This is a genomic window from Paraburkholderia fungorum, assembly GCF_900099835.1.
In the GTDB taxonomy this organism is placed as follows: Bacteria; Pseudomonadota; Gammaproteobacteria; order Burkholderiales; family Burkholderiaceae; genus Paraburkholderia; species Paraburkholderia fungorum_A.
The window spans coordinates 978,658-998,355 of the sequence record NZ_FNKP01000003.1 but is presented as its reverse complement, the minus strand read 5'-3'; the positions used below and the strand labels follow the sequence as shown (position 1 = coordinate 998,355).

Annotated in this window: 17 protein-coding genes; 6 read left to right on the top strand and 11 right to left on the bottom strand. The window is 63.3% G+C overall.

Going from position 1 to position 19,698, the window contains the following annotated elements:
* Positions 1-10: 10 nt before the first annotated feature.
* Complete coding sequence (locus BLS41_RS33645) at positions 11-631, top strand: NADPH-dependent F420 reductase (protein WP_074772177.1); 621 nt, start codon at positions 11-13, stop codon at positions 629-631.
* Positions 632-685: 54 nt separating this feature from the next.
* Here the strand turns inward: BLS41_RS33645 and BLS41_RS33640 are convergent, their stop codons facing one another.
* The 11 genes from BLS41_RS33640 to BLS41_RS33590 all read right to left on the bottom strand — a co-directional run bounded on the left by BLS41_RS33640 (position 686) and on the right by BLS41_RS33590 (position 13,571).
* On the bottom strand, positions 686-1,648 hold the full coding sequence (locus BLS41_RS33640; protein WP_171910370.1) for a helix-turn-helix domain-containing protein: 963 nt from the start codon (positions 1,646-1,648) through the stop codon (positions 686-688).
* A 168-nt stretch (positions 1,649-1,816) separates the two neighbouring features.
* Positions 1,817-2,737: a LysR family transcriptional regulator gene (locus tag BLS41_RS33635; protein WP_074772176.1), complete on the bottom strand. Its 921-nt coding sequence runs from the start codon at positions 2,735-2,737 to the stop codon at positions 1,817-1,819.
* A complete protein-coding gene (locus BLS41_RS33630; RefSeq protein WP_074772175.1) occupies positions 2,734-3,813 on the bottom strand; it encodes an acetamidase/formamidase family protein in 1,080 nt (359 codons plus the stop codon). Before BLS41_RS33630 ends, BLS41_RS33635 begins: the two co-directional genes overlap by 4 nt.
* A 33-nt stretch (positions 3,814-3,846) precedes the next feature.
* Complete coding sequence (locus BLS41_RS33625) at positions 3,847-4,815, bottom strand: PDR/VanB family oxidoreductase (protein ID WP_074772174.1); 969 nt, start codon at positions 4,813-4,815, stop codon at positions 3,847-3,849.
* A complete protein-coding gene (ygiD, locus tag BLS41_RS33620) occupies positions 4,812-5,630 on the bottom strand; it encodes a 4,5-DOPA-extradiol-dioxygenase (protein WP_074772173.1) in 819 nt (272 codons plus the stop codon). Before ygiD ends, BLS41_RS33625 begins: the two co-directional genes overlap by 4 nt.
* Positions 5,631-5,634: 4 nt before the next feature.
* On the bottom strand, positions 5,635-7,476 hold the full coding sequence (locus BLS41_RS33615; RefSeq protein ID WP_083380267.1) for an ABC transporter ATP-binding protein: 1,842 nt from the start codon (positions 7,474-7,476) through the stop codon (positions 5,635-5,637).
* A gap of 5 nt (positions 7,477-7,481) precedes the next feature.
* The gene (locus BLS41_RS33610) at positions 7,482-8,396 is read right to left on the bottom strand and encodes an ABC transporter permease (RefSeq protein ID WP_074772172.1); all 915 of its coding nucleotides are present in this window, start codon (positions 8,394-8,396) and stop codon (positions 7,482-7,484) included.
* Positions 8,393-9,457, bottom strand: a complete 1,065-nt coding sequence (locus tag BLS41_RS33605) for an ABC transporter permease (RefSeq protein ID WP_171910369.1) — start codon at positions 9,455-9,457, stop codon at positions 8,393-8,395. The genes BLS41_RS33610 and BLS41_RS33605 overlap by 4 nt, the downstream gene beginning before the upstream one ends.
* A gap of 13 nt (positions 9,458-9,470) precedes the next feature.
* Positions 9,471-10,718: an aromatic ring-hydroxylating oxygenase subunit alpha gene (locus BLS41_RS33600; RefSeq protein ID WP_074772170.1), complete on the bottom strand. Its 1,248-nt coding sequence runs from the start codon at positions 10,716-10,718 to the stop codon at positions 9,471-9,473.
* 39 nt (positions 10,719-10,757) lie between these two features.
* Positions 10,758-12,314 (bottom strand): ABC transporter substrate-binding protein, encoded by a 1,557-nt coding sequence (locus BLS41_RS33595; protein WP_083380204.1) that lies wholly within the window; start codon positions 12,312-12,314, stop codon positions 10,758-10,760.
* A gap of 141 nt (positions 12,315-12,455) precedes the next feature.
* Positions 12,456-13,571, bottom strand: a complete 1,116-nt coding sequence (locus BLS41_RS33590; protein WP_074772166.1) for a porin — start codon at positions 13,569-13,571, stop codon at positions 12,456-12,458.
* 293 nt (positions 13,572-13,864) lie between these two features.
* Here BLS41_RS33590 and BLS41_RS33585 point away from each other — a divergent pair, with 293 nt between their 5' ends.
* The 5 genes from BLS41_RS33585 (at position 13,865) to BLS41_RS33565 (ending at position 19,406) form a co-directional block, all read left to right on the top strand.
* Positions 13,865-14,590, top strand: a complete 726-nt coding sequence (locus BLS41_RS33585; RefSeq protein WP_074772164.1) for an SDR family oxidoreductase — start codon at positions 13,865-13,867, stop codon at positions 14,588-14,590.
* Positions 14,591-14,610: 20 nt separating this feature from the next.
* Positions 14,611-15,816 (top strand): multidrug effflux MFS transporter, encoded by a 1,206-nt coding sequence (locus BLS41_RS33580; RefSeq protein WP_074773390.1) that lies wholly within the window; start codon positions 14,611-14,613, stop codon positions 15,814-15,816.
* A 107-nt stretch (positions 15,817-15,923) separates the two neighbouring features.
* Positions 15,924-16,997, top strand: a complete 1,074-nt coding sequence (locus tag BLS41_RS33575; RefSeq protein ID WP_074772162.1) for a TauD/TfdA family dioxygenase — start codon at positions 15,924-15,926, stop codon at positions 16,995-16,997.
* 54 nt (positions 16,998-17,051) lie between these two features.
* Positions 17,052-18,008 carry a ribokinase gene (gene rbsK, locus BLS41_RS33570; protein ID WP_074772160.1) on the top strand — a complete coding sequence of 319 codons (957 nt, stop codon included), beginning with the start codon at positions 17,052-17,054 and terminating at the stop codon, positions 18,006-18,008.
* Between the two features lie 165 nt (positions 18,009-18,173).
* Entirely contained in the window at positions 18,174-19,406 is a 1,233-nt protein-coding gene (locus BLS41_RS33565; protein ID WP_074772158.1) for a DUF1444 domain-containing protein, read from the top strand.
* Positions 19,407-19,698 lie beyond the last annotated feature (292 nt).

Below are 19,698 nucleotides of genomic sequence, written 5' to 3'. Positions count from 1 at the left end.
GAGAAGTGACATGAAAGTAACGGTAGTCGGATACGGCAACGTGGGCGCGGCGATGGTCAAGCAACTGAGCGCGGCGGGACACCAGGTGGAAGTAACGGGCCGCAAGCTCGAAGGCGTCGAGAAAGTCGCCGCGCAATTCGGCGCGAACAGCGCACCGCTGTCGGCGGCGGCGAAAAATGCCGACGTCGTGCTGCTCGCCGTGCCGTATAACAACGCGGCCGCCGCGCTGGGCGAACTCGGTTCGCTGAAAGGCAAAGTGCTCGTCGACGTGACCAACCCGCTCACCGACGATTACATGGGCCTGACCATCGGCCACACCACATCAGCGGCCGAGGAAATCGCGAAGCTGACCGACGCGTCGGTCGTGAAGGCGTTCAACACGCTGTTCGCGCAAGTGGTGGATGGCGGCGCAACGTATCCTTCGCAAGCGGCATCGGTTTTTGCCGCGGGTGACGATCAGGATGCGAAGCAGAAAACCGTTGCGCTGGCGGAATCGATGGGCTTCGGCACCATCGACGCCGGTGGCCTCAAGAATGCCCGCTATCTCGAAGCCGTGGCCGGTTTGAACATCTATCTGGGCTACGGCGCAGGTCTCGGCGTGCAGATCTCGCCTACGTGGATCAAGCGCTAAACCACGCACGCTTCGCTAACAGCCGCTTCCGCCTGCCCGGCGGAAGCGGCTTTTTTACGCCTCCACCAGGTTCGCGCCGCCGATCTTGCGGCACTCGCGCGGCGTCATATCGAACTTCGCGCGGAAGCTGCGGCTGAAATGCGCGGCATCGTTAAAGCCCCAGCGAAAGCAGATTTCCGATACCGACAACGCGTGATGCGCGGGACTGGTCAGCTCCTGGCGGCATCGCTCGAGACGGCGGTCGCGCAGGTAGCCTGAGAAGCTCGTGCCCGCCTCCTCGAAGAGCTTCTGCACATAGCGTGACGAGACCCGCTGCTGCTCGGTGATCGTGTTCAGCGACAGTTCCGCATCGCCGAGTTGCTGATCGATCGACTGACAGATACGCAGAAAATGCTCGGAGCGTTTGCGGTCGCCGAACGTCAGCGCCGCATGATGGCTCGCGAGACTCGCAATCAGGAACTCCGACAACGCCACTTCGATCGGATGAATGTGCTCGATATCGAGATATTCCAGTTCGTCGCCCACTGCGCGCAACATCGCCGCCAGCACGCGCGTGAGGCTCGAATTCGCGGGCAGGATGCCGCAACTCAGACGGCGTGGATCGACGAGGCCCGCGTGCAGCAGGTTCGTCGGCACACGCACGTACAGCAGACGGAAATCCGCGCATAGCTCCAGCGTCGAATCCCTGCCGCATGGCCCGTACAGCATGTCGCCGCGCTCGACGGACACGCGCTCGCCCGAGCCGAGAAACACCGAACGTCCATCGAGCAGCAACGCAATCCACAGCGCAGCCTGCTGATGACGGAAACTGCCGGAAATGGTGAGCGGCGTCGCACGCATCCGTGAGAACTCGATGCCGGTCGGCGAAACGATCCCGCAGACGTCGCCCTCGAATCCGTCGCCGAGGGGCGCGGCGTCATGCGGAAGGCAGGCGGCGTTCATCGCGTTGCGCCAGACCTGCGGGCGCTGCTCCGTCGAACTTTCCTGCGTGGAAAAGTACCAGGACTTCAGCGACATAAGCTTGCTCTCCAGCATCCATTGATCTGCGTCAATGGTATGCAAGTCCCGCACCAACTCGTCATGCCGCGTTCCACGCGCACGGGACGCCCGCCCTGCCCAATACTCGACGTGCGCTGACTCGAAGCTGTGCGCGCTGCACCAGTGTGGTCTTCATCGGCGGGAAGGTCAGGCCCGCACCGGCGCAACCGCCCATGGCGCGTCGCGCCACTGCTCGGCCAGATAGTCGACCGTGACGCGGGTTTTCGCGGGCAGTTGCGCGCGGCTCGGATAGACCGCGTAGACGCCGATGGGTGGCGGCGTGAAGTTCTCGAGCACCGGCACGAGGCGGCCGCGCGCGAGACTATCCATCACCAGAAACAGCGGTTGCAGCACGAGGCCGACGCCCGCTTCCGCCGCCGCGACGCAGGTTTCACCATTGTTGGCGCTCATCACGGCTCGGGTCCGGCCGACATGTTCGGTGCCGGTCGCGCGCTCGCAGAGCCGCCAGTCGTGCCGCTCGCTGAAGTACCCATATGCGACCGACTGATGCGCGGACAACTCCGCCGGAGTCGCCGGTTCGCCGTGACGCTCCAGATAGGAAGGCGACGCGCACATCACCAGCGGCGTGCTCGCGAGCCGCCGATGCACGAGCGACGACTCCGCCGGTCGCGCAATCCGTATCGCCAGGTCGAAGCCTTCGGCGACGATATCGACGAGCGCGTCCGACAGTGCGATCACCGGCCGCACATCGGGCGCACGCGCAAGCAACCCGGCCCACAGCGGCGCAAGATGCGCAATGCCGAAACTGACCGGCGCGCTGATCCGCAAATCGCCCGACGCACGACCCCGTTCGCCCTGCGCCGCGAGTTCCGCCGAATCGAGTTGTTCGAGAATCTCGCAGCACGAGCGGTAGTAAGCGTCCCCCGCCGCCGTCAACGCGATCTTGCGCGTCGTGCGATGCAGAAGCCGCGCACCCAGGCGCGTTTCGAGCGCCTGAATGGTTCTCGACATCAGCGCACGCGACACCCCGTTCGCGTCGGCCGCCGCCGCGAAACCGCCTGCATCGACGACACTGACGAACGACTCGATCTCGCGCAGCCGGTTCACTTCTGGCCGAGCTTCGGGAAGATGCCGCGCGGCAGTCGCACGTGTGCACCGAGCGTCGCATCGACCACCTGCGTAATGCCGACATCGCCCGCGACGCTCATCAGCGAATACGCGTCGTTACGCGACAGACCGAGGTGCTCTTCCAGCAGTTGCATCGTATCGAGCGACGCGTTGCGCAACGCCTGATCGAGCCGCTGATCGAAACCATGCACGATCCAGCTATCGGCGGTTTCGAGCAACGGCGTCGGGAACTGGAAATCCTTGCGCAAAACGATCTGCATCGTCACGTTCAGCGACGACTCGATGGCCGTCCCGCTGATCTCGCCGTCGCCTTGAGAAACATGCGGATCGCCGATCGAAAACAGCGCGCCGTCCACCTGCACCGGGTAATACATCGTCGCGCCCGCGCCGATGCGCCAGTTGTCGATATTGCCGCCATGACGTCCCGGCGGAATCGTGCTCACCCGGCCGTCGACTGCCGGCGCTACGCCAGCCGTGCCCAGGTGAGGACGCGCGGGAATGCGCACGCCGTCGAGCGCGGGCTGCCGGTCGCAAACCGGACAATCGGTGATCGTGCCCGGCGTCAGATACTTGCCCTCGAAGTCGTACGCATACAACGCGGACGCGTGGTTTGCGCCTTCATCGAGTTCATAGATCGTGACGCGCTCTTTTTCGCCCATCTCCTTGTACAGATAACCCCAGTTCGCCGCGAGGTTCGACCCGTAGCGGCAGCGCGGCGTCATCTGCAGATAGCGCACTTCGAGCATGTCGCCGGGCTTTGCGCCTTCGACATGAATCGGTCCGGTCATGATGTGCACGCCCGGATTGCGGTCGTGCTCGGGAATCGCGCGCCACAATGCGTGCAACGCGTCGTCCATCATCAGATCGGGCGCGTCGCCCGCGTGGTGCGTGACGGCCTCGGCATACACCAGATCGCCGCTTTTCACCTTCAACGCCGGAGCGAGCGATGCGTCGAAATAACCCCAGTGCACGTTCTCACGGGTTGCGCGCAAACGGTGGAGAGCGCCGGGTTCGATAGCGGCACGCGCGGTGCCTTCGGTCGGAATCAATGCCATGAAAGTGCTCGCAGAAAATCAGCGGTTGAAAAATCAGAGATCGAGGACAAGAACGGGCGTTTTCGATCGCGAGCAGCACGGCGTAAATACCTTGCCGGATGATTGCTCCTCTGTGCTCAGAATCCAGTCGCGATGATCGGGAACGCCGTCGAGCACGCGCGTGATGCACGAGCCGCACACGCCCTGCTCGCAGGACATCGGCACGTGCACGCCGACGTCGGCGAGCGCGGCACAGACGCTCTGCCCGAGCGCCACGCTCACGCGTTGCCCTGTCGAGGCCAGTTCGACTTCGAACGGGATGTCGGCTTGCGTTGCCGTGTCGGCAGAAACTGGCGACGGCGCGGCGAAGCGCTCGCAATGCAGATGATCCTCAGGCCAGCCACGCAGACGCGCGGCGTCGAGCACCGCGTCGATCATCGCGAACGGCCCGCAGACATACAGATGCCGCCCCGCTTCGAAGCCGCCGACCAGCCTGCCGAAATCGCTGCACGCACCGAGATGACGGGTCACGCTCGCGCACCACGGCGCGTGCGCGATTTCATCGACGAACGCCTGGCGCTCGGCTGCCGACGCAAAGTCATGCATGTCGAACGGCGTGCCGGCCGCGTACAGCGTCGACGCCATCGCGAGCATCGGTGTGATGCCGATTCCGCCGGACACCAGCAACGCCGACGTCTGCGAAACGTTCATCGGAAAATGATTGCGCGGTCCCGCTGCGTCGAGCGCATCGCCAACCTGTACGCGTTCGCACATGAAGCGCGAGCCGCCGCGCCCCTGCGTTTCGAGTTGCACGGCGATCCGGTAGCGCATCGGGTCGGCGGGATCGCTGCACAGCGAATACTGACGCGCCACACCGTCGCAATCGATCTCGATGTGCGCGCCCGCGTCGAACGCGGGCAACGGCAAGTAGTCGGCGGCTTCCAGATCGAACGCGACGATGTTCGCCGCCACCTCCCGGCGCTCGACCACCCGCAGTTTCAGCGGCGCTTCGTAGTGGCTCACGCGGCCTCCTGCAAACCCGAGCCGCTGCGCTTGCCGAGAATAAAGCTCAGCATGCTCAGCGAGCCATACTCGAGGAAGTTGCTTTCGAAGCTCACGTCGTCGTCATCGTGACGCGCGCCGAGCGCGTACAGCACCGGCCAGTAGTGATCGGGCGTCGGCACCGAATGGAGCGCGATCGCGCCCGCCTTTTCGTAGTCGATGACTTCATCGGGCCGGTTCCCGGCAATGGCATTCGCGATCCGGTCGTGAAACGTCTGCGCCCACGCGTAGCCCGAATCGGGCTTGCTCCAGTCCATCGCGGGCAGGTTGTGCACGATGTTGCCGCTCGCCGCGATCAACACGCCTTCGTCGCGCAGCGGTCTGAGCGCGCGGCCCAACTCGTAGTGGCAACGGGCGTCGCAACTGCGATTCATGCCGACCTGCACGACCGGAATACGCGCATCGGGAAAGGCCTTGCCGAGGACCGACCACGTCCCGTGATCGAAGCCCCATCGGTCGTCGAGCGTGACCGGCAGCGGCGCGAGCAGTTCGGCGACGCGGCTCGCCAGCGCGGGGTCTCCCGGCGCCGGATATTGCTGCGCAAATAGCGCCGGCGGGAAAGCACCGAAGTCGTGGATGGTGCGCGGCTGGCTCATCGCGGTGACGGCCGTGCCGCGCGTGAGCCAATGCGCGGAGATCATCAGGATCGCGCGCGGTGTGCCCGCCGCCGCGCCCATCGACGCCCACGCGCGGGTCGCGCGATTGTCTTCGAGCGCATTCATGGGACTGCCGTGGCCGAAGAACATCACCGGCATACGTGTGTGATTGGTGGACATGTGCTTATGCGTTCAATGCGGTAAGGGAATCGGGTTGCGCGACATGCGGCGCCGCGTCGATCAGGCTTTGCGTATACGGATGTTGCGGATTCGCCAGCACCGCTTCGGTCGCGCCCGCCTCGACGACCACGCCGCGCTGCATCACGATGACTCTCGAACACAGATAGCGGACCACGGCGAGATCGTGCGAGATCAGCATCAGCGCGATCTTGTGGGACTCGCGCAACGCGAGCAGCAGTTCCATGATCTGAGCCTGCATCGACACGTCGAGACCGGAGACGATTTCATCGGCGACGAGCAGACGCGGCACGTCGCACAACGCGCGTGCGATATTCACGCGCTGCCGCTGTCCGCCCGACAACTGGGACGGAAAGCGTGCCGCATAGGCGGGCGCGAGACCGACTTCGTCGAGCAGATCGAGCGCGCGGCGTGCGCGGTCCACCAGCAGATGCGAACGGCTTTCCATGGGCTGCGTGACGATGCTGGCGAGTCGCCGCCGTGGATTCAGCGCGGCGCGCGCGTCCTGAAAGATCATCTGGATCGCGTCGATACGCTTGTGCCACATCGCGCGGCTGGCATCGAGTTGCTGGCCGTCGAGCAGAATCCGCCCTTCGCTGGGCGTTTCGAGCCCCATCACCAGTCGCCCGAGCGTGCTCTTGCCACTGCCGCTCTCTCCGACTATGCCGACGAACTCTCCCGGCGCAATCGTCAGATCGAGCGGCTGCAACGCGCGCACCGACGACTTGTCATAACGCTTGCCGACGCCGCGCAATTCGAGAAACGGCGTCGCCGCCATCGCATTGCGAGCCGCGAGCGGCACCCGAGCAGGCGCTTCCGGCAACGCGTCCACCCGCAGGCACCGCACCGCGCGCCCTTCGCTCGTACGAATTGCAATGGGCGCGCTGCCGCAGGCGGGCGTGACGTCGGCGCAGCGCGCGGCGAACCGGCAGCCGTGCAAGGTGCCCAGTTCCTCGAAGCCCGGCATGTGGCCGTTCAGCGGTTCGACACGCACGCGCTCGCCCTTCAGCACCGGATTGGCGCGCAACAGCGCGCGCGTATAGGGATGACGCGGCGAATTCACCAGCTCGCGGGCCGGACCGGACTCGACCAGATCGCCCGCATAAAGCACGGCGATGTCGTCGCACGCGTGCAGCGCGAGACCGATGTCGTGCGTGACGAAAATCACGCTGGTGCCGCGCCGCACCTGCATCTCACGCATCAGCTCGACGACATGGCGTTGCGTGGTGACATCGAGCGCGGTGGTCGCTTCGTCGGAGATCACCAGATCCGGATTGCTCGCGAACGCCATCGCGATGCAAACGCGCTGGCACATGCCGCCCGACAGTTCGAACGGATAACGCGCCAGCAGGTTCGCCGGATCGGGCAACAGCACTTCCGCTAACGCTTCGATGCTGCGCTGTTTGCGCTCGTGCGCCGCCACGCCCAGCCGCGCGAGATGAAGGGCGAACTGCTTGCCGACCGGCAGAGTCGGATCGAGCGCGCTCATCGGCTCCTGCGGAATGTAGGCGATGCGCTTGCCGAGCAACGCGCGTTGCTGCGTCGCGCTCGCACTCAACAGATCGATGCCGGCAAATCGCAGTTCGTCGGCGCGTAGTTCGAAGCCGCGCGGCAGGCTGCGCGCGAGCACCCTGCCGAGCATGCTCTTGCCCGCCCCTGACTCGCCGACGAGTCCGAGCGTGCGGCCGCGCCGCACCGACAACGCGATATCGCGCAGCAACGCCACGCCATCGCGCTCGACGTTGAGCGCCGCGAGCGTGAGCAGCTCGTCGCCGGTTCCGTGCGCGGTGGCCGCGAGCGCCACGGCTGGCGCCGGAGTTTTGAACATGCCCATCATGCGCGCCGCTCCGAACGTTCGAGAAGTCGTGAATCCGTCGTGCGGCGCAGGCCTTCGCCGAGGAAGGTCGTGGCCAGAACGGAGAGAACCAGACAGGCGATCGGCAGAATCAGCCCCCACGGCGACGTGAATACGTTGGCGAGGCCGTCGGACACCATGGTTCCCCAGCTCGGCTGGCTCGCATCGGCGGACAGACCGACGAACGACAGACTGCACTCGGCGACAATCGCAATGCCGACTTCGAGACTCATCAGCGTGATGAGCGTGGGCATCAGCGCTGGCAACACGTCGCGCAGGATCGTCGCCAGCGGACCGGCGCCTGCAATGCGCGCCGCCGCCACATAATCGCGCCGCCGGATCACAATGACCTCGGCACGCAGCACGCGGCAAAAACGCGTCCAGTCGACGAAGACGAGCGCGACGATCACGTTGGCGATACTCGGCGACATCGCGACGACCAGCACGAGCGCCAGCACGACGGCGGGAAACGACATCCACACTTCGACCACGCGCAGCACCAGCCAGTCCACCTTGCCGCCGAACCAGCCGGCGAGCACTGCCAACACGCCGCCGATCAACGCTGTGCCGAGCGGCGCGATGAATCCGACCAGCACGGCAATGCGCGCGCCGTAGATCGCGAGGCTCAGCACGTCCCGGCCAAGCGAATCGGTGCCGAACCAGTGCTGCGCGGTGCCGCCGGGCGCCCACGCGGGCGGCAGCAAGGTGGAAAGCAGATCCTGATCGTCGGGCCGGTACGGCGCGATAGCGGGTGCGCAGAGCGCGACGATCACGAGCAGCAGCAGTACGCCCGCGCCGAACAGCACACGCGGCTCGCGTGCAATCCGCCACAGCGCGGCGTGAACGGGCGATGGGGGCCGGGTCGTCGCGGTGGAAACAAGCGGTGTATTCATACTCGCCTCAGACGCGGGTTGAGCAACACTTCGAGCGCATCGACAGCCGCATTCGAAAACTGGACAACGACGGCGTAAATCAGCGCGAGCGCTTCGATTACCGGCAGGTCGCGGGCACCAATCGCGTTGATCATCAGCGTGCCGATACCCGGCATGCCGAAGACCTTCTCGACCAGCAACGTGCCGCCGATCAGCAGACTCACCTGCATCGCGAGAATATTCAGCGTCGGCAGCGCGGCGTTGCGCCAGCCGTGCCGCCGCAGAATCTGCGCTTCGGTGAGGCCGCGCAGCCGCGCCGCGTGGATGTATTCCTCGGCATAGGTATCGAGCAGGCTCGAACGGAGAATGCGCATCAGCGGCGGCGCGATGCCCATGCCGAGCGCGACGCAGGGCAGCACGAGGTGCAGCAGTGCATTGCCGAAGGCGGCGATTTGTCCGTCGATCAGTGTGTCGACCAGCAGGAAGCCGGTGTGCCGCGCGACCGTGTAGGTGTTGTCGATCGGACCGAGAAACGGCAGCCATCGAAGTGCAATGCCGAACAGCAGCACGAGCAGAATGCCCCACAGAAAATCGGGCACGGCCATCGCGATCCCGTTGAGCATCTCGCAGAGTCGTTCGGCCAGCGTGTCGCGCCGGCTGAACGCGTAGACGGCGCTCGCCACGCCTGCGATCACGCCGAGCAGCAGACCGCCCGCCAGCAGTTGCAGCGTGGTCGGCAGCGCAGCCGCGATCAAGCCGCAGACCGGCTGGCCGTTCTGCAACGAATGACCAAAATCGCCGTGCAGCATGTTCGCGAGCCAGCGCAAATACTGCACGGCAATCGGCTGATCGAGCCCGAGTCCGTGCCGCACTTCGGCGATCTGCGCGACACTCGCGTTCGGCGGCAGCAGCAGCGCCGCCGGGTCCGAGTGCAACAGGCGCAGCGCACCGAAGATCACGACCGACACCGCGATCAGAATGGCGACACGCCGGGCACCGCGCAGTACGAACTTCATGACGCGCCGCCCCGCGCCTGAAGCCATTCCGCGCGAAGCCGCTCCCACTTCGATGGACGTGCTCATGAGCGTGCCTTCGTCAATCTGCGACGACGACATCGATGGCGGCCAGCCTGCCCTTCGCGCTCGCGGCCGTCTCGCTCATGCGTTGATAGGTCGTCTGGTAGCGCGGCACGAGCCACGCATTCAGTTCCTGCTGTGCGCGCTCCTGCCACGAATATCGTCCGCGTACTGCATAGCGCGACTGCAGACCGACCTGCACCATTTCGTCCACATGCAGATCCTGCGCGATGATGTCCGACACCGCGCTCATGCTCATCTCGACGCGCTTCTCGAACAGCGGGTCTTTCATCGCGCCGGGGGCGTACAGCACGCCCTGATCGAGATAATGCGTGCCCGCCGAATCCGCGCGCAGGATCATGAAAATCACGCTGTCGACGGATACGACCAGCGATAGCGTCGGCGGCAGATTCGCGAACAGCATGCGGTTGCGTTCTTCGTCGGTCAGTTTCGGGAAGACCGGGAACAAAGCCCGCTGGGTCGGATTGAATGCCGCGTCGGCGTGCAGCGTGCCGTTGGTCCGGTAATAACCGGCTGTGTTCTCGGGCAATTCCGTCGGGAAGCGCGCCAGCGAACTCGGCACGAAATCGTGCAACGGGCCATGATGCAGCCGGTTCGCGTGATACCCGTCGTTGTTGTTCTCGAACATCACCTTCCAGTTCCACTGAAAATGGAACGGCTGCTCCGGGCGCGGACCTTCGGCGCTTTTCAGGTCGAAGTTTTCGAGCACAGCATCGAGTGCCGTGAGACGCGGGCCGAGCGGCGCGGCGGCGTGATCGAAATTGATGAAGATGAAACCCTGCCAGCATTCGACCTGCATCGTCGGCAGACAAAAATCTTTCTTGTCGAAGCCCTCGGTTTCCTCCATCGCGGGCGCGGCGATCAGTTCGCCGTCGAGCGAGTAGGCCCAATGGTGATACGGACACAGCAGCGCGCGTGCATTGCCGAAGCCTTCGGCAACCACCATCGCGCGATGCTGGCAGACCGACGACATCGCCTTGATTTCGCGCTTTGCATTGCGCGTGATGACGAGCGGCTCGCCGACGATCGACGTCGTGAAATAGTCGCCCGGATTGCGGATCCAGTCTTCGCGGCCCACGCACAGCCATTCGTGGTTGAACAGCGCTTCCTTTTCGAACTCGAAGAAATCGGCATCCGTGTAGCACGCGGGCGGCAGCGTCTCGGCCTGGCTGACATGCGCCGCGGACCGGTCCAGTGCGGCAAAGAATTCAGCGTCGAACTTCGGATGAAGGGGTTTATTGATCATTGCAGGTTCTCTGGTTGTCTCACTCGTTGCGCGGCGTTATCACGCGCTCCAGTAATCGGGCAGCATCCAGCCGCTCAAAAACGGCGTGTACTGCACGCCTTTCCTGTACGACGCGGTGGCGATGCCTTGCATCAGCGGCAGCGCATAGCCCTCGCCGACCGCCCAGCGATGAAAGTCCTTGTAGCCCGCGATGCGCTTCGTTTCATCCAGTTCGGCGAGCAGCGGATCGAGTCGCGGCGACACGTCGGCGCTGCGCCAGACCGAAAAGCCCGTCTTCGGATTAAGATACGAACCCGCCGACAGTTCCGGGTCGCCGCTGCCGTTCTGCCACATCCACAAGGTCGGTCCGGGCAGCGTGCCGGCCACCGCCTGCGAGAAGAACTGCGCCGTTTCGATCGGGCTCAGTTCGGCCTCGATGCCCACCTTTTTCCACATCTGCTGGATCGCGCGCGCCATGTCGTAGTCGCTCGGATAGACGCCGTTGGTCGCGAGGAATTTGACGCGCACGGGCTTGTCGGTCGAATAGCCGCTTTTGGCGAGCAGCGCCTTCGCCTGCGCGGGGTCGAACGCAAATTTGAAGTCGGGGTCGAAGGCCGGTGTGCCGGGCGCGGCCGGGGTGGCCATCGGCGCGGGCACGTTGTTGAAGAACGCACGCGCAAGCGCCTGCTTGTCGATCGCGTGATGCATCGCCAGACGCACATTTTTGTCCTGCGTCGGGCCGCCGTTCACCATATGGATCAGATACGAATCGATGGTCGGCGTGATCCTGCTTTCGTGCGTGCCGCCTTGCGCAAGGCGCATTGCCTCACGCAGCGGCAACATGCCGGAGACGTCCGCCTGCGATGCCTGCACCGCCGCCACGCGCGCGGTCGGGTCCTTCACGACCTGAAACACCACGTCGCGGATTTTCGGGGTGCCGCGCCAGTGTTTGTCGAACGCGGCCAGGGTCATCCGCGAATCGCGCTCGTAGGCGACCAGCTTGTACGGCCCGGAGCCGACGGGCTTGGCGATGAAGCCCTGCGCGCCGACCTGCTCGAAGTACTTGCGCGGCAGAATGTAGCTGCCCATATAGCCGAGGAATGCGGGCGCGGTAATCATCGGCGCCTTGAAATGCATGACGGCGCGCGTGGGCGACGGCGTTTCGATGCCTTCGAGCGCCCACCAGATGCCGCCGACCTGCAGCGATTTATCGGCCTGGAGCCGGTCGAACAGCGTGAATTTGAAATCGTCGGAAGTGAGCTTGTCGCCGTTGTGAAATAGCACGTCATTGCGGAAGTCCAGTTCCAGCACCTTGCCCGCCGTGTCTTTCCAGCGCCACGCGGTGACCACACCCGCGCCAAGCTTGCCTTTCGCGTCGATGTCGAGCGCGGCGTCGAACACACTGCGGTAGATCGAAATCGGATTCGGTGCGACGCGCACGAGCGGGTCCCACGAAGGCACGTCGGTCGGAAAGGCGATCGTCAGCGGGCCGTTGGCGGCGTCGGCACTCGTGCTCACGCCGAGCGCACCCAACGCGCCGAGCGCGCCCGCTGCGGGGCCCGTCAGGCCCGCGAGCGTGCCGCCCAGCATCTGAATGAAGTTTCTGCGAGTAGTCATGGGGATAAGTTCTTTGCGCGAAGCGCCTCGTTGCGGCCATGAGGTAAAACCGGCACGACATGGCTTCAGATTAAAAGGACAAAACCGCACTGTCTTGTCCGCGCGCGCACGCTTTCCTGCCTCCGGCGCGCGCGAAACGGGCTAGAACTGGTGAATGATCGCGATGCGGGACGTGAGCTGCGTGTTCGTACTCGACGGCAGCGAGTAGAAGCCCGCGCCCTGGTTCGCATTGACGCCCGGCTGCGCGTGCAGATACGACACGTTCACGTAGAAGCTGGTCCGCTTCGACAGGTAGTACTGCGCGCCGAGCGTCGGCTGATGCCAGTGCGTGTGATCCCACGTCGTGTACTGGTAGCCGCCGAGCACCGCGATGTCGGGCGCGACGAAATACATCGCGCCGGCTTCGTAGACGTTCATGGTGTCGCTGCCGGTCGACGCTTCGAGGTGCGTCGACGTGAAGTTGGCCGCCAGCGTCAGCTTGCCGCGCGTATAGCTCGCGCCGATGCCGAACTCGGACTGCGTGTCGACGAGAAACGGCGACGAATAGAACAGATCGTTGACGCTGCCGTCGGCGTTGTGCGTCGCGACTGTCTGTCCGAGGAAATTGAACACGCCGAATTGCGCGTACGGGTAGATTTCGACGTCGTGAATGCGCTCGTAAATCGCCGCCGTATTGAAGCCGCCGTTCTTGTAGCTCAGGCCGAGACTGTATGCGCTGTCCTGTCTGAAGTTGCCCGCCACATTGCCGAAGCTCCACATGCCGCCGAAGCTCAGACCGCCGAACGTCGGGCTCTGATACTTGACCGAGTTCGGCAGTTCGACGGCGGAGATCCGGTCGATGTCGCCCATGTGGCCCGCGTACACGCTGGCATAACCGTTGAGGTTGAACGGCGTGATGTAGTCCGCGATGAAGTCATACTGATTGCCCATCGTCAGCGTGCCGTAGTTGCTTTGCAGAGCGACAAAAGCCTGGCGGCCGAACAGCGCGCCGTTGTTTCGCAACTGACCGGTTCCGAGCGAGAAACCGTTTTCAAGCTGGAAAACGGCCTTCAGTCCACCGCCGAGATCTTCGCTGCCCTTGAAGCCGAAGCGGTTGCCGAAATTCGCGCCGTCCTGAAACTCGTAGAGCTTCCCGCCGCCCTGATTGTTGATGTACGTGAAGCCGGCGTCGATAAGGCCATATAGCGTGACCGAGCTTTGCGCATGCGCGCTACTCACTGCAATCAGCATGGCAAAGCCCGTCAGATACTTTTTCATTAGCGTGGTCCTGAATAGAGGGAACGTGATTTCTTCGATACGAATGGCCGCCCCTGCGCGCGACAGGCAGCGAAATTCGGTACGTTCAACGCTATCCAGGCAATATCGGCAATTCTTGACCAAATGCGCGTGGGGAATTGATTAATACCCCGTCAAAAAACTTCGTGTCCCCGCGTCAAAAAGATGCGCCCGTCAACAAGCTTTCGCGCGCTTCCAGACAAGCACCGCGGGCGTTGCGCGCTTAAGCTCGCAACGCTGCCGTCGAGGCTTACCTACCTGAAAGAGGAAAGAAGATGTCGAAAGGTCTTGTCATCATTACGGGCGCCAGTTCGGGCATTGGTGAAGCTACCGCGCGGCTGTTCTCGCAACGGGGTTATCCGCTGCTTCTGCTCGCGCGCCGGCTCGGCCGGCTCGAATCGCTGGAACTGCCCGACACGCTGTGCCGTCAGGTCGACGTGACCGATCGCGCGGCGCTGGTCGCCGCTGTCAGCGAGGCCGAAGCGAAGTTCGGCCCCGCCGATGCGATCATCAACAACGCCGGTGTGATGCTGCTCGGCGACATGACTCAGCAGCCGCCGGAAGAATGGGAACGGATGCTCGATGTCAACGTGAAGGGCGTGCTCAACGGCGTGCATGCGGTGCTTGGAGGCATGGTCGCGCGGCGGCGCGGCACGATCGTCAATGTCAGTTCGACCTCGGGCCGCAAGACGTATCCGCAGCATGTCGCTTATGTCGGCACGAAGCACGCGGTGCATGCGCTATCGGAGAATCTGCGCGAGGAAGTGTCGCCGCACAACGTGCGCGTGGTGCTGATCGCGCCCGGCGCCTGCAACACCGAACTGCAGACGATCACCACCAACGACTCGATCAAGCAGGGCTTCCAGGAATGGAAGGAATCGATCGGCGGCGTGATTCTGGAGCCGGACGAAGTCGCCGAAGCGATCCGTTTCGCGTATGAAATGCCGCAAAACGTTTGCATCCGCGAAATCATGCTCGCGGCGACGAACCAGACCGTCTGACCACCGTGCCCGATCTTCCGATGAAGTCCCGCCGGCTCACGCTGCTGCTCGCCGCTCTTTCGATGCTAGGCCCGTTCGCAACCGACAGCTATTTGCCCGCGCTGTCCGCAGTGGGACGGCAATTCGCGATCAGCGCGGAGATGGCGCAGATGACACTGAGCGTTTATCTGTTCTGCTATGCGGTCATGACGCTGTTCTACGGCATGCTGTCCGATTCGTTCGGCCGGCGCCGCGTGATGATCGCCGCGTTGACGATGTTCACGGCCGCATCGGTAGGCGCCACTTTCGCGCCCACCTTCTCCGCGCTGCTCGCGTTCCGGGGGCTGCAGGGGCTGTCGGCGGGCGCGGGCATGGTGATCGGCCAGGCCATCGTGCGCGACACGATGAGCGGCGCGGCCGTGCAGCGCACGCTCGCGAACATCATGATGGTGTTTGCGCTCGCGCCCGCCGTCGCGCCGATACTCGGCGGCCAGCTGAATGCACTGTTCGGCTGGCGTGCGATCTTCGGCCTGCTCGCGGTGTTCTCGTTGACGTTGCTCGTGGTCTGCCGGCGCTGGCTACCGGAGAGCCTGCCGCTTTCGGCGCGGCATCCATTCCGTCTGCCCACGATCATGCGTAATTACGGCGACGCGCTTCGCCACCGGCGTTTCGTATTCGGCGTGCTGGCGAACGGCTGCGCATTCGGCGGCTTCGCGCTGTACATCTCGTGCGCGGCCAACTTCGTGATGCACATCCTGCATCAGCCGGACACGGCATTCGGCTGGCTATTCGTGCCGCTGATTGCCGGCGTGATCGCCGGTTCGGCGCTCAGCGCGCGTTTCGCCGACCGCTACGGCAATCGCGTGACGGTACGCGCGGGCCTCGGCGCGACCGCGCTCGCGGCCGTGCTGAACCTCGCCTACAACGCGACGCACGTGGCCGCGCTGCCGTGGGCGATCATGCCGCTCGCGCTCTACGCCTTCGGTATGGCGCTCGCGATGCCCGCAATGTCGTCGATCACCCAGGCCCATCTGCCGACGACGCGCGGCATGGCCGCGTCGCTGCAAAACTTCGTGCAGATGTTCATCTTCGCGCTGATTTCCGGCTGCGCGCCGCCGTTCGTATTCGACAGCGCGTTGCGCATGGCCGACGGCCTGGCGCTGGCCGTCGCGAGCGGTATTGTCTGCTGGCTGGCGAGCACGATGCGCACGCCTCGGCGGCTGCCTGCTGCGTCTTACGAGGGTTGAACATCAAGCGGCTGTACGCGTGCGGACAAGAAAGCCCACGCAAATTTGGCCATGATACGTTTGTGATCGACGATCACGCTTCTTAACGACTAATCCCCAACACCATCATGACGACCTCTGTAGCGCTGTCCCCCGTCACCAGCGCCGCTGCGTGGCGCGGCGACACACTCCTCGACAGGCAGAACTGGATCTACTATCTGAACGAAGATCAGATCGGCGAACTGGAAGCGCTCGGACGGCGCTTTGTCGAAGACGACCCTGATCTGCGCTTCGTCAAGGCGTCGGATTATCCGCTCTCCGCCTGCGCCGCCGCTGTCGACGAATGGTGCAAGGACATTGACGAAGGCTGCGGTTTCGTACTCGCGCGCGGGCTGCGTACGCATCTGTATTCCGATGCGCTGTCGGCGGCGATTTACTACATTCTCGGCCTGCACATGGGCGATCCGATCCGTCAGAACGAACTCGGCGATCTGCTCGATCACGTCTACGCGACCTCCGACAAGATGCTCGACGACCCCGATGCACTGTCCGCCAAAATTCGCGATCTTCTGCCGTTTCACTCGGACAGCTCGGACGTCGTCGCGCTGATGTGCCTGCGTCCGGCACTCGAAGGCGGCGCGTCGTGCATCGTCTCAGGCGCGGAAATCTACAACGAAATTCTGAAACGACGCCCCGACCTCGCGCCTCTGCTGCTGGAGCCGTTTCATTGGGACTGGCGTCGCCAGGATCACAATGCGCCGGAAAACACGTACGTTTCGCCGATCGTGAGTTTTGTCGACGGCACCTTCAGCATGTACGCAGGCTCGCTGTATATCCTGACCGCGCAGGACTACCCGGAAGTGCCGCGCCTCACGCCCGAGCAGAAGGAAGTGCTGGAGTTGTTCGAGACCATCACCTACGAGCCCGGCATGTCGCTCGCGATGGATTTCCGCCCCGGCGATATTCAATGGCTGTCGAACTACGCGGCGCTGCATTCGCGTACACGTTTCACCGACTTCCCGGAGCCGCAACGTCGCCGGCATCTGTTGCGCCTGTGGCTGCGCCGCAGTTCCCCGCGCTCGCTGATTCCCGGCTTCGGCAAGAACGGGGTGGTGCAGCAGCGCTACGAGGCGCGCGATCAGGAAAGCGACGATACGCGCGGCAACTTCAGGATCGGCGTCGCGGCGGTACCGCGTCTGTAAAACTAAGGCGCACGGCGCGCATCGGTTGCGCTGTGCGCTATCGGGGAATGGAACATGGCTGTATCAGGTGAAGCGGGACGCGTGCTGGTCGTCGGCAGTATCAATACCGACCTCGTCGCGCGCACGCAGCGTTTGCCGTTAGCCGGCGAGACGGTATTGTCCGGCAGCCTCGAAACGGTCGCCGGTGGCAAAGGCGCGAATCAGGCGGTGGCGGCCGCGCGCATGGGGGCCACGGTCTCGATGATCGCCTTCGTCGGCAATGACGCGTATGGCAAGCAGCGGCTCGACGGACTCGCGGCGGATGGTATCGATTGCGCGGGCATCGAAGTTTCGGAAGACCAGCCGACCGGCCTGGCGTTGATCACTGTTTCGGCGGCGGGCGAGAACAGCATCGTCGTCGTGTTGGGCAGCAACGGCGTGCTGTCGCCCGCGAGCATTCACGCGAATGAAGAGCGCTTCCGGCAATGCGACGTCCTCGTTTGCCAGTTGGAAACACCGCCGGAAACCGTGTACGCGGCGCTCGTGATGGCACGCCGTCATGCCAGGCTGACCGTGCTGAATCCCGGGCCGGCCACGCAGCCCTTGCCAGAACATTGGTATGCGCTGATCGACTATCTGGTGCCGAACCAGTTCGAAGCATCGATCCTCGCAGAATGTCCTACGGACTCTGCGGAAGGAGTGGCGACTGCGGCGATGAAACTGCATCAGAAAGGCGCGCGCAACGTCATCGTGACGCTCGGCGGCCAAGGCGTGCACGTTCTCGGCGACGGCACGCCCGGCACGCATTATCCGGCGCTCGAAGTGCACGCAGTCGATACGACCGCGGCAGGCGACACGTTTGTCGGTGCGCTCGCGACGAAACTTGCCACGCGTCATGCGCTCGTCGATGCGGTGAAGCACGCGCAGATTGCTGCGAGCCTGTGCGTTCAGCGTCATGGCGCGCAACCTTCGATTCCGGGCCTCGTGGATGTCGAGGCCTGTGAGGACAGGCTTGCGGTTGCCGGGGAATAGAGAGGGAGTCAAGGCGTCTTCTGAAGTTGAAACCGGCCAACGAACGTTCTGCGCCGCGCCCATCGCAAACCTTCAGAATTCTCGAAAAGTGCCGTTCACTGTTGGGATAAACCATGTCACCCATGGTTATCGACTATTCCACTCCAGAACAACACTAATCCGACCATGGGCTTTCTCGACCGGTTTCGCAAATCTTCCCCACCGCAGCCTCCCTCCCAGCCTGAATATGCCGAATGGTTCATGTCGGCATTGCGCGACGCCGGCGATACACGCACCTGGACATACGAACAGGAACGAGGACGCCTCGTTGAGACAGGGCTGGCGGCCGGTGCCGCGTCCGGCATCATCAATCTCGTGAACATGCACCAGGACTACGTGAACGCCGGGCCAGAGGGCCGTCCGGATTGCATGCGGCGTCAGGTCGCTGGAATGATGCAACAGTTCGTTCCGCCCAACTTCGCTGACGCGAAGACAAAGTTGAGGCCCGTGATCCGGAGTACCACGGAAAGAGGTGTCATCAAGCTTCAAGGCTTCGGCAATGGGCCGAAAGTTGAAATGGCATACCGGGCGTTGTGTGAAAACATCGAGATAGGAATCGCCTATGATGGCGAATTCAATGTCATGCGATTAAGCAAAGCGACCTTTGAACAATGGGGCATTACGTTCGACGACGCGTTTGATATTGCCGTCGACAACCTCCGTGCGGAATCGTCGAAGCCATGGCTTGCGATGCAGAATGGCGTGTTCCTGTCCCAGTTCGGCGACTTCTACGACGCATCGCGGCTGCTGCTGACGGATTTGCTGTATCGGCAACCCATCATGGGGGCGCCCGTTGTCATGGCACCGAACCGGACCGTTCTGCTTCTAACCGGTGACCGGAATGATGCGGGCTTGCAAACACTCGTTGATGTCGCCGAACAGGCACTTGCGCAGACGCGTTCACTTCCGCCGCTGATGCTGAGGTGGTCCGGGGCGGCATGGGAACGATTCGTTCCTGAATCGCTTGCGGAAAAATTGCATCGATTACGACTACGCGAACTGACCGTTGACTATCAAGATCAGCAGGCAACGCTCAATGATGCTCACAAGCAGAAAGGTCACGACGTGTTCGTGGCAGAGCACACGATCCTGCAACGCGCAGACGGCGAACAGCGCAGTATCTGCGTCTGGTCGGAGGGAGTACATTCGTTATTGCCAGACACCGATTTTATTGCTCTCTACCGGCCATCCACGAATCAGACCGCATTCGTCCCAAGAAACGAATTCAGGCAGCAATTCGCAGATATTGCAAACCCGACGGAGCATCTCCCGATCCGTTACGAGGTCAAGGCATTTCCTGACGAAGAAACCTTCGTTGGATTGACCGGGAGATACGGAAAACTTCCCGGCCATTCTTGACTGCCGGCGCTTCTGACACTGACCTCCCGAACCAATTCCCGGCTCATCCCGGGGACCTGGCTCGCCGAAGATTCGCGCACCAGGTCGATCGCTGAACGGACGTTCGTGGTCGACCACTGCCTCTCTCGATGCCCCACAGTCCCCACTCGCCTCACCGAAGATTCGGAGGTGAACATCAATCAATAACAACCACCATTTCTCACAGCGCTGTCGAGCCTATACAGAGCTGCTAGCCAATTAATCCATCAATACTCGCCAACGCTTTATATCCATTTCGCATCTTTTCCACGCT

Excerpts from the sequence above, each read along its gene's own strand:
- BLS41_RS33645 (WP_074772177.1), top strand. The coding sequence starts at position 11 with ATGAAAGTAACGGTAGTCGGATACGGCAACGTGGGCGCGGCGATGGTC.
- BLS41_RS33640 (WP_171910370.1), bottom strand. The coding sequence starts at position 1,648 with ATGTCGCTGAAGTCCTGGTACTTTTCCACGCAGGAAAGTTCGACGGAG.
- BLS41_RS33630 (WP_074772175.1), bottom strand. The coding sequence starts at position 3,813 with ATGGCATTGATTCCGACCGAAGGCACCGCGCGTGCCGCTATCGAACCC.
- ygiD (WP_074772173.1), bottom strand. The coding sequence starts at position 5,630 with ATGTCCACCAATCACACACGTATGCCGGTGATGTTCTTCGGCCACGGC.
- BLS41_RS33615 (WP_083380267.1), bottom strand. The coding sequence starts at position 7,476 with ATGTTCAAAACTCCGGCGCCAGCCGTGGCGCTCGCGGCCACCGCGCAC.
- BLS41_RS33610 (WP_074772172.1), bottom strand. The coding sequence starts at position 8,396 with ATGAATACACCGCTTGTTTCCACCGCGACGACCCGGCCCCCATCGCCC.
- BLS41_RS33605 (WP_171910369.1), bottom strand. The coding sequence starts at position 9,457 with ATGAGCACGTCCATCGAAGTGGGAGCGGCTTCGCGCGGAATGGCTTCA.
- BLS41_RS33600 (WP_074772170.1), bottom strand. The coding sequence starts at position 10,718 with ATGATCAATAAACCCCTTCATCCGAAGTTCGACGCTGAATTCTTTGCC.
- BLS41_RS33595 (WP_083380204.1), bottom strand. The coding sequence starts at position 12,314 with ATGACTACTCGCAGAAACTTCATTCAGATGCTGGGCGGCACGCTCGCG.
- BLS41_RS33590 (WP_074772166.1), bottom strand. The coding sequence starts at position 13,571 with ATGAAAAAGTATCTGACGGGCTTTGCCATGCTGATTGCAGTGAGTAGC.
- BLS41_RS33585 (WP_074772164.1), top strand. The coding sequence starts at position 13,865 with ATGTCGAAAGGTCTTGTCATCATTACGGGCGCCAGTTCGGGCATTGGT.
- BLS41_RS33580 (WP_074773390.1), top strand. The coding sequence starts at position 14,611 with ATGAAGTCCCGCCGGCTCACGCTGCTGCTCGCCGCTCTTTCGATGCTA.
- BLS41_RS33575 (WP_074772162.1), top strand. The coding sequence starts at position 15,924 with ATGACGACCTCTGTAGCGCTGTCCCCCGTCACCAGCGCCGCTGCGTGG.
- rbsK (WP_074772160.1), top strand. The coding sequence starts at position 17,052 with ATGGCTGTATCAGGTGAAGCGGGACGCGTGCTGGTCGTCGGCAGTATC.
- BLS41_RS33565 (WP_074772158.1), top strand. The coding sequence starts at position 18,174 with ATGGGCTTTCTCGACCGGTTTCGCAAATCTTCCCCACCGCAGCCTCCC.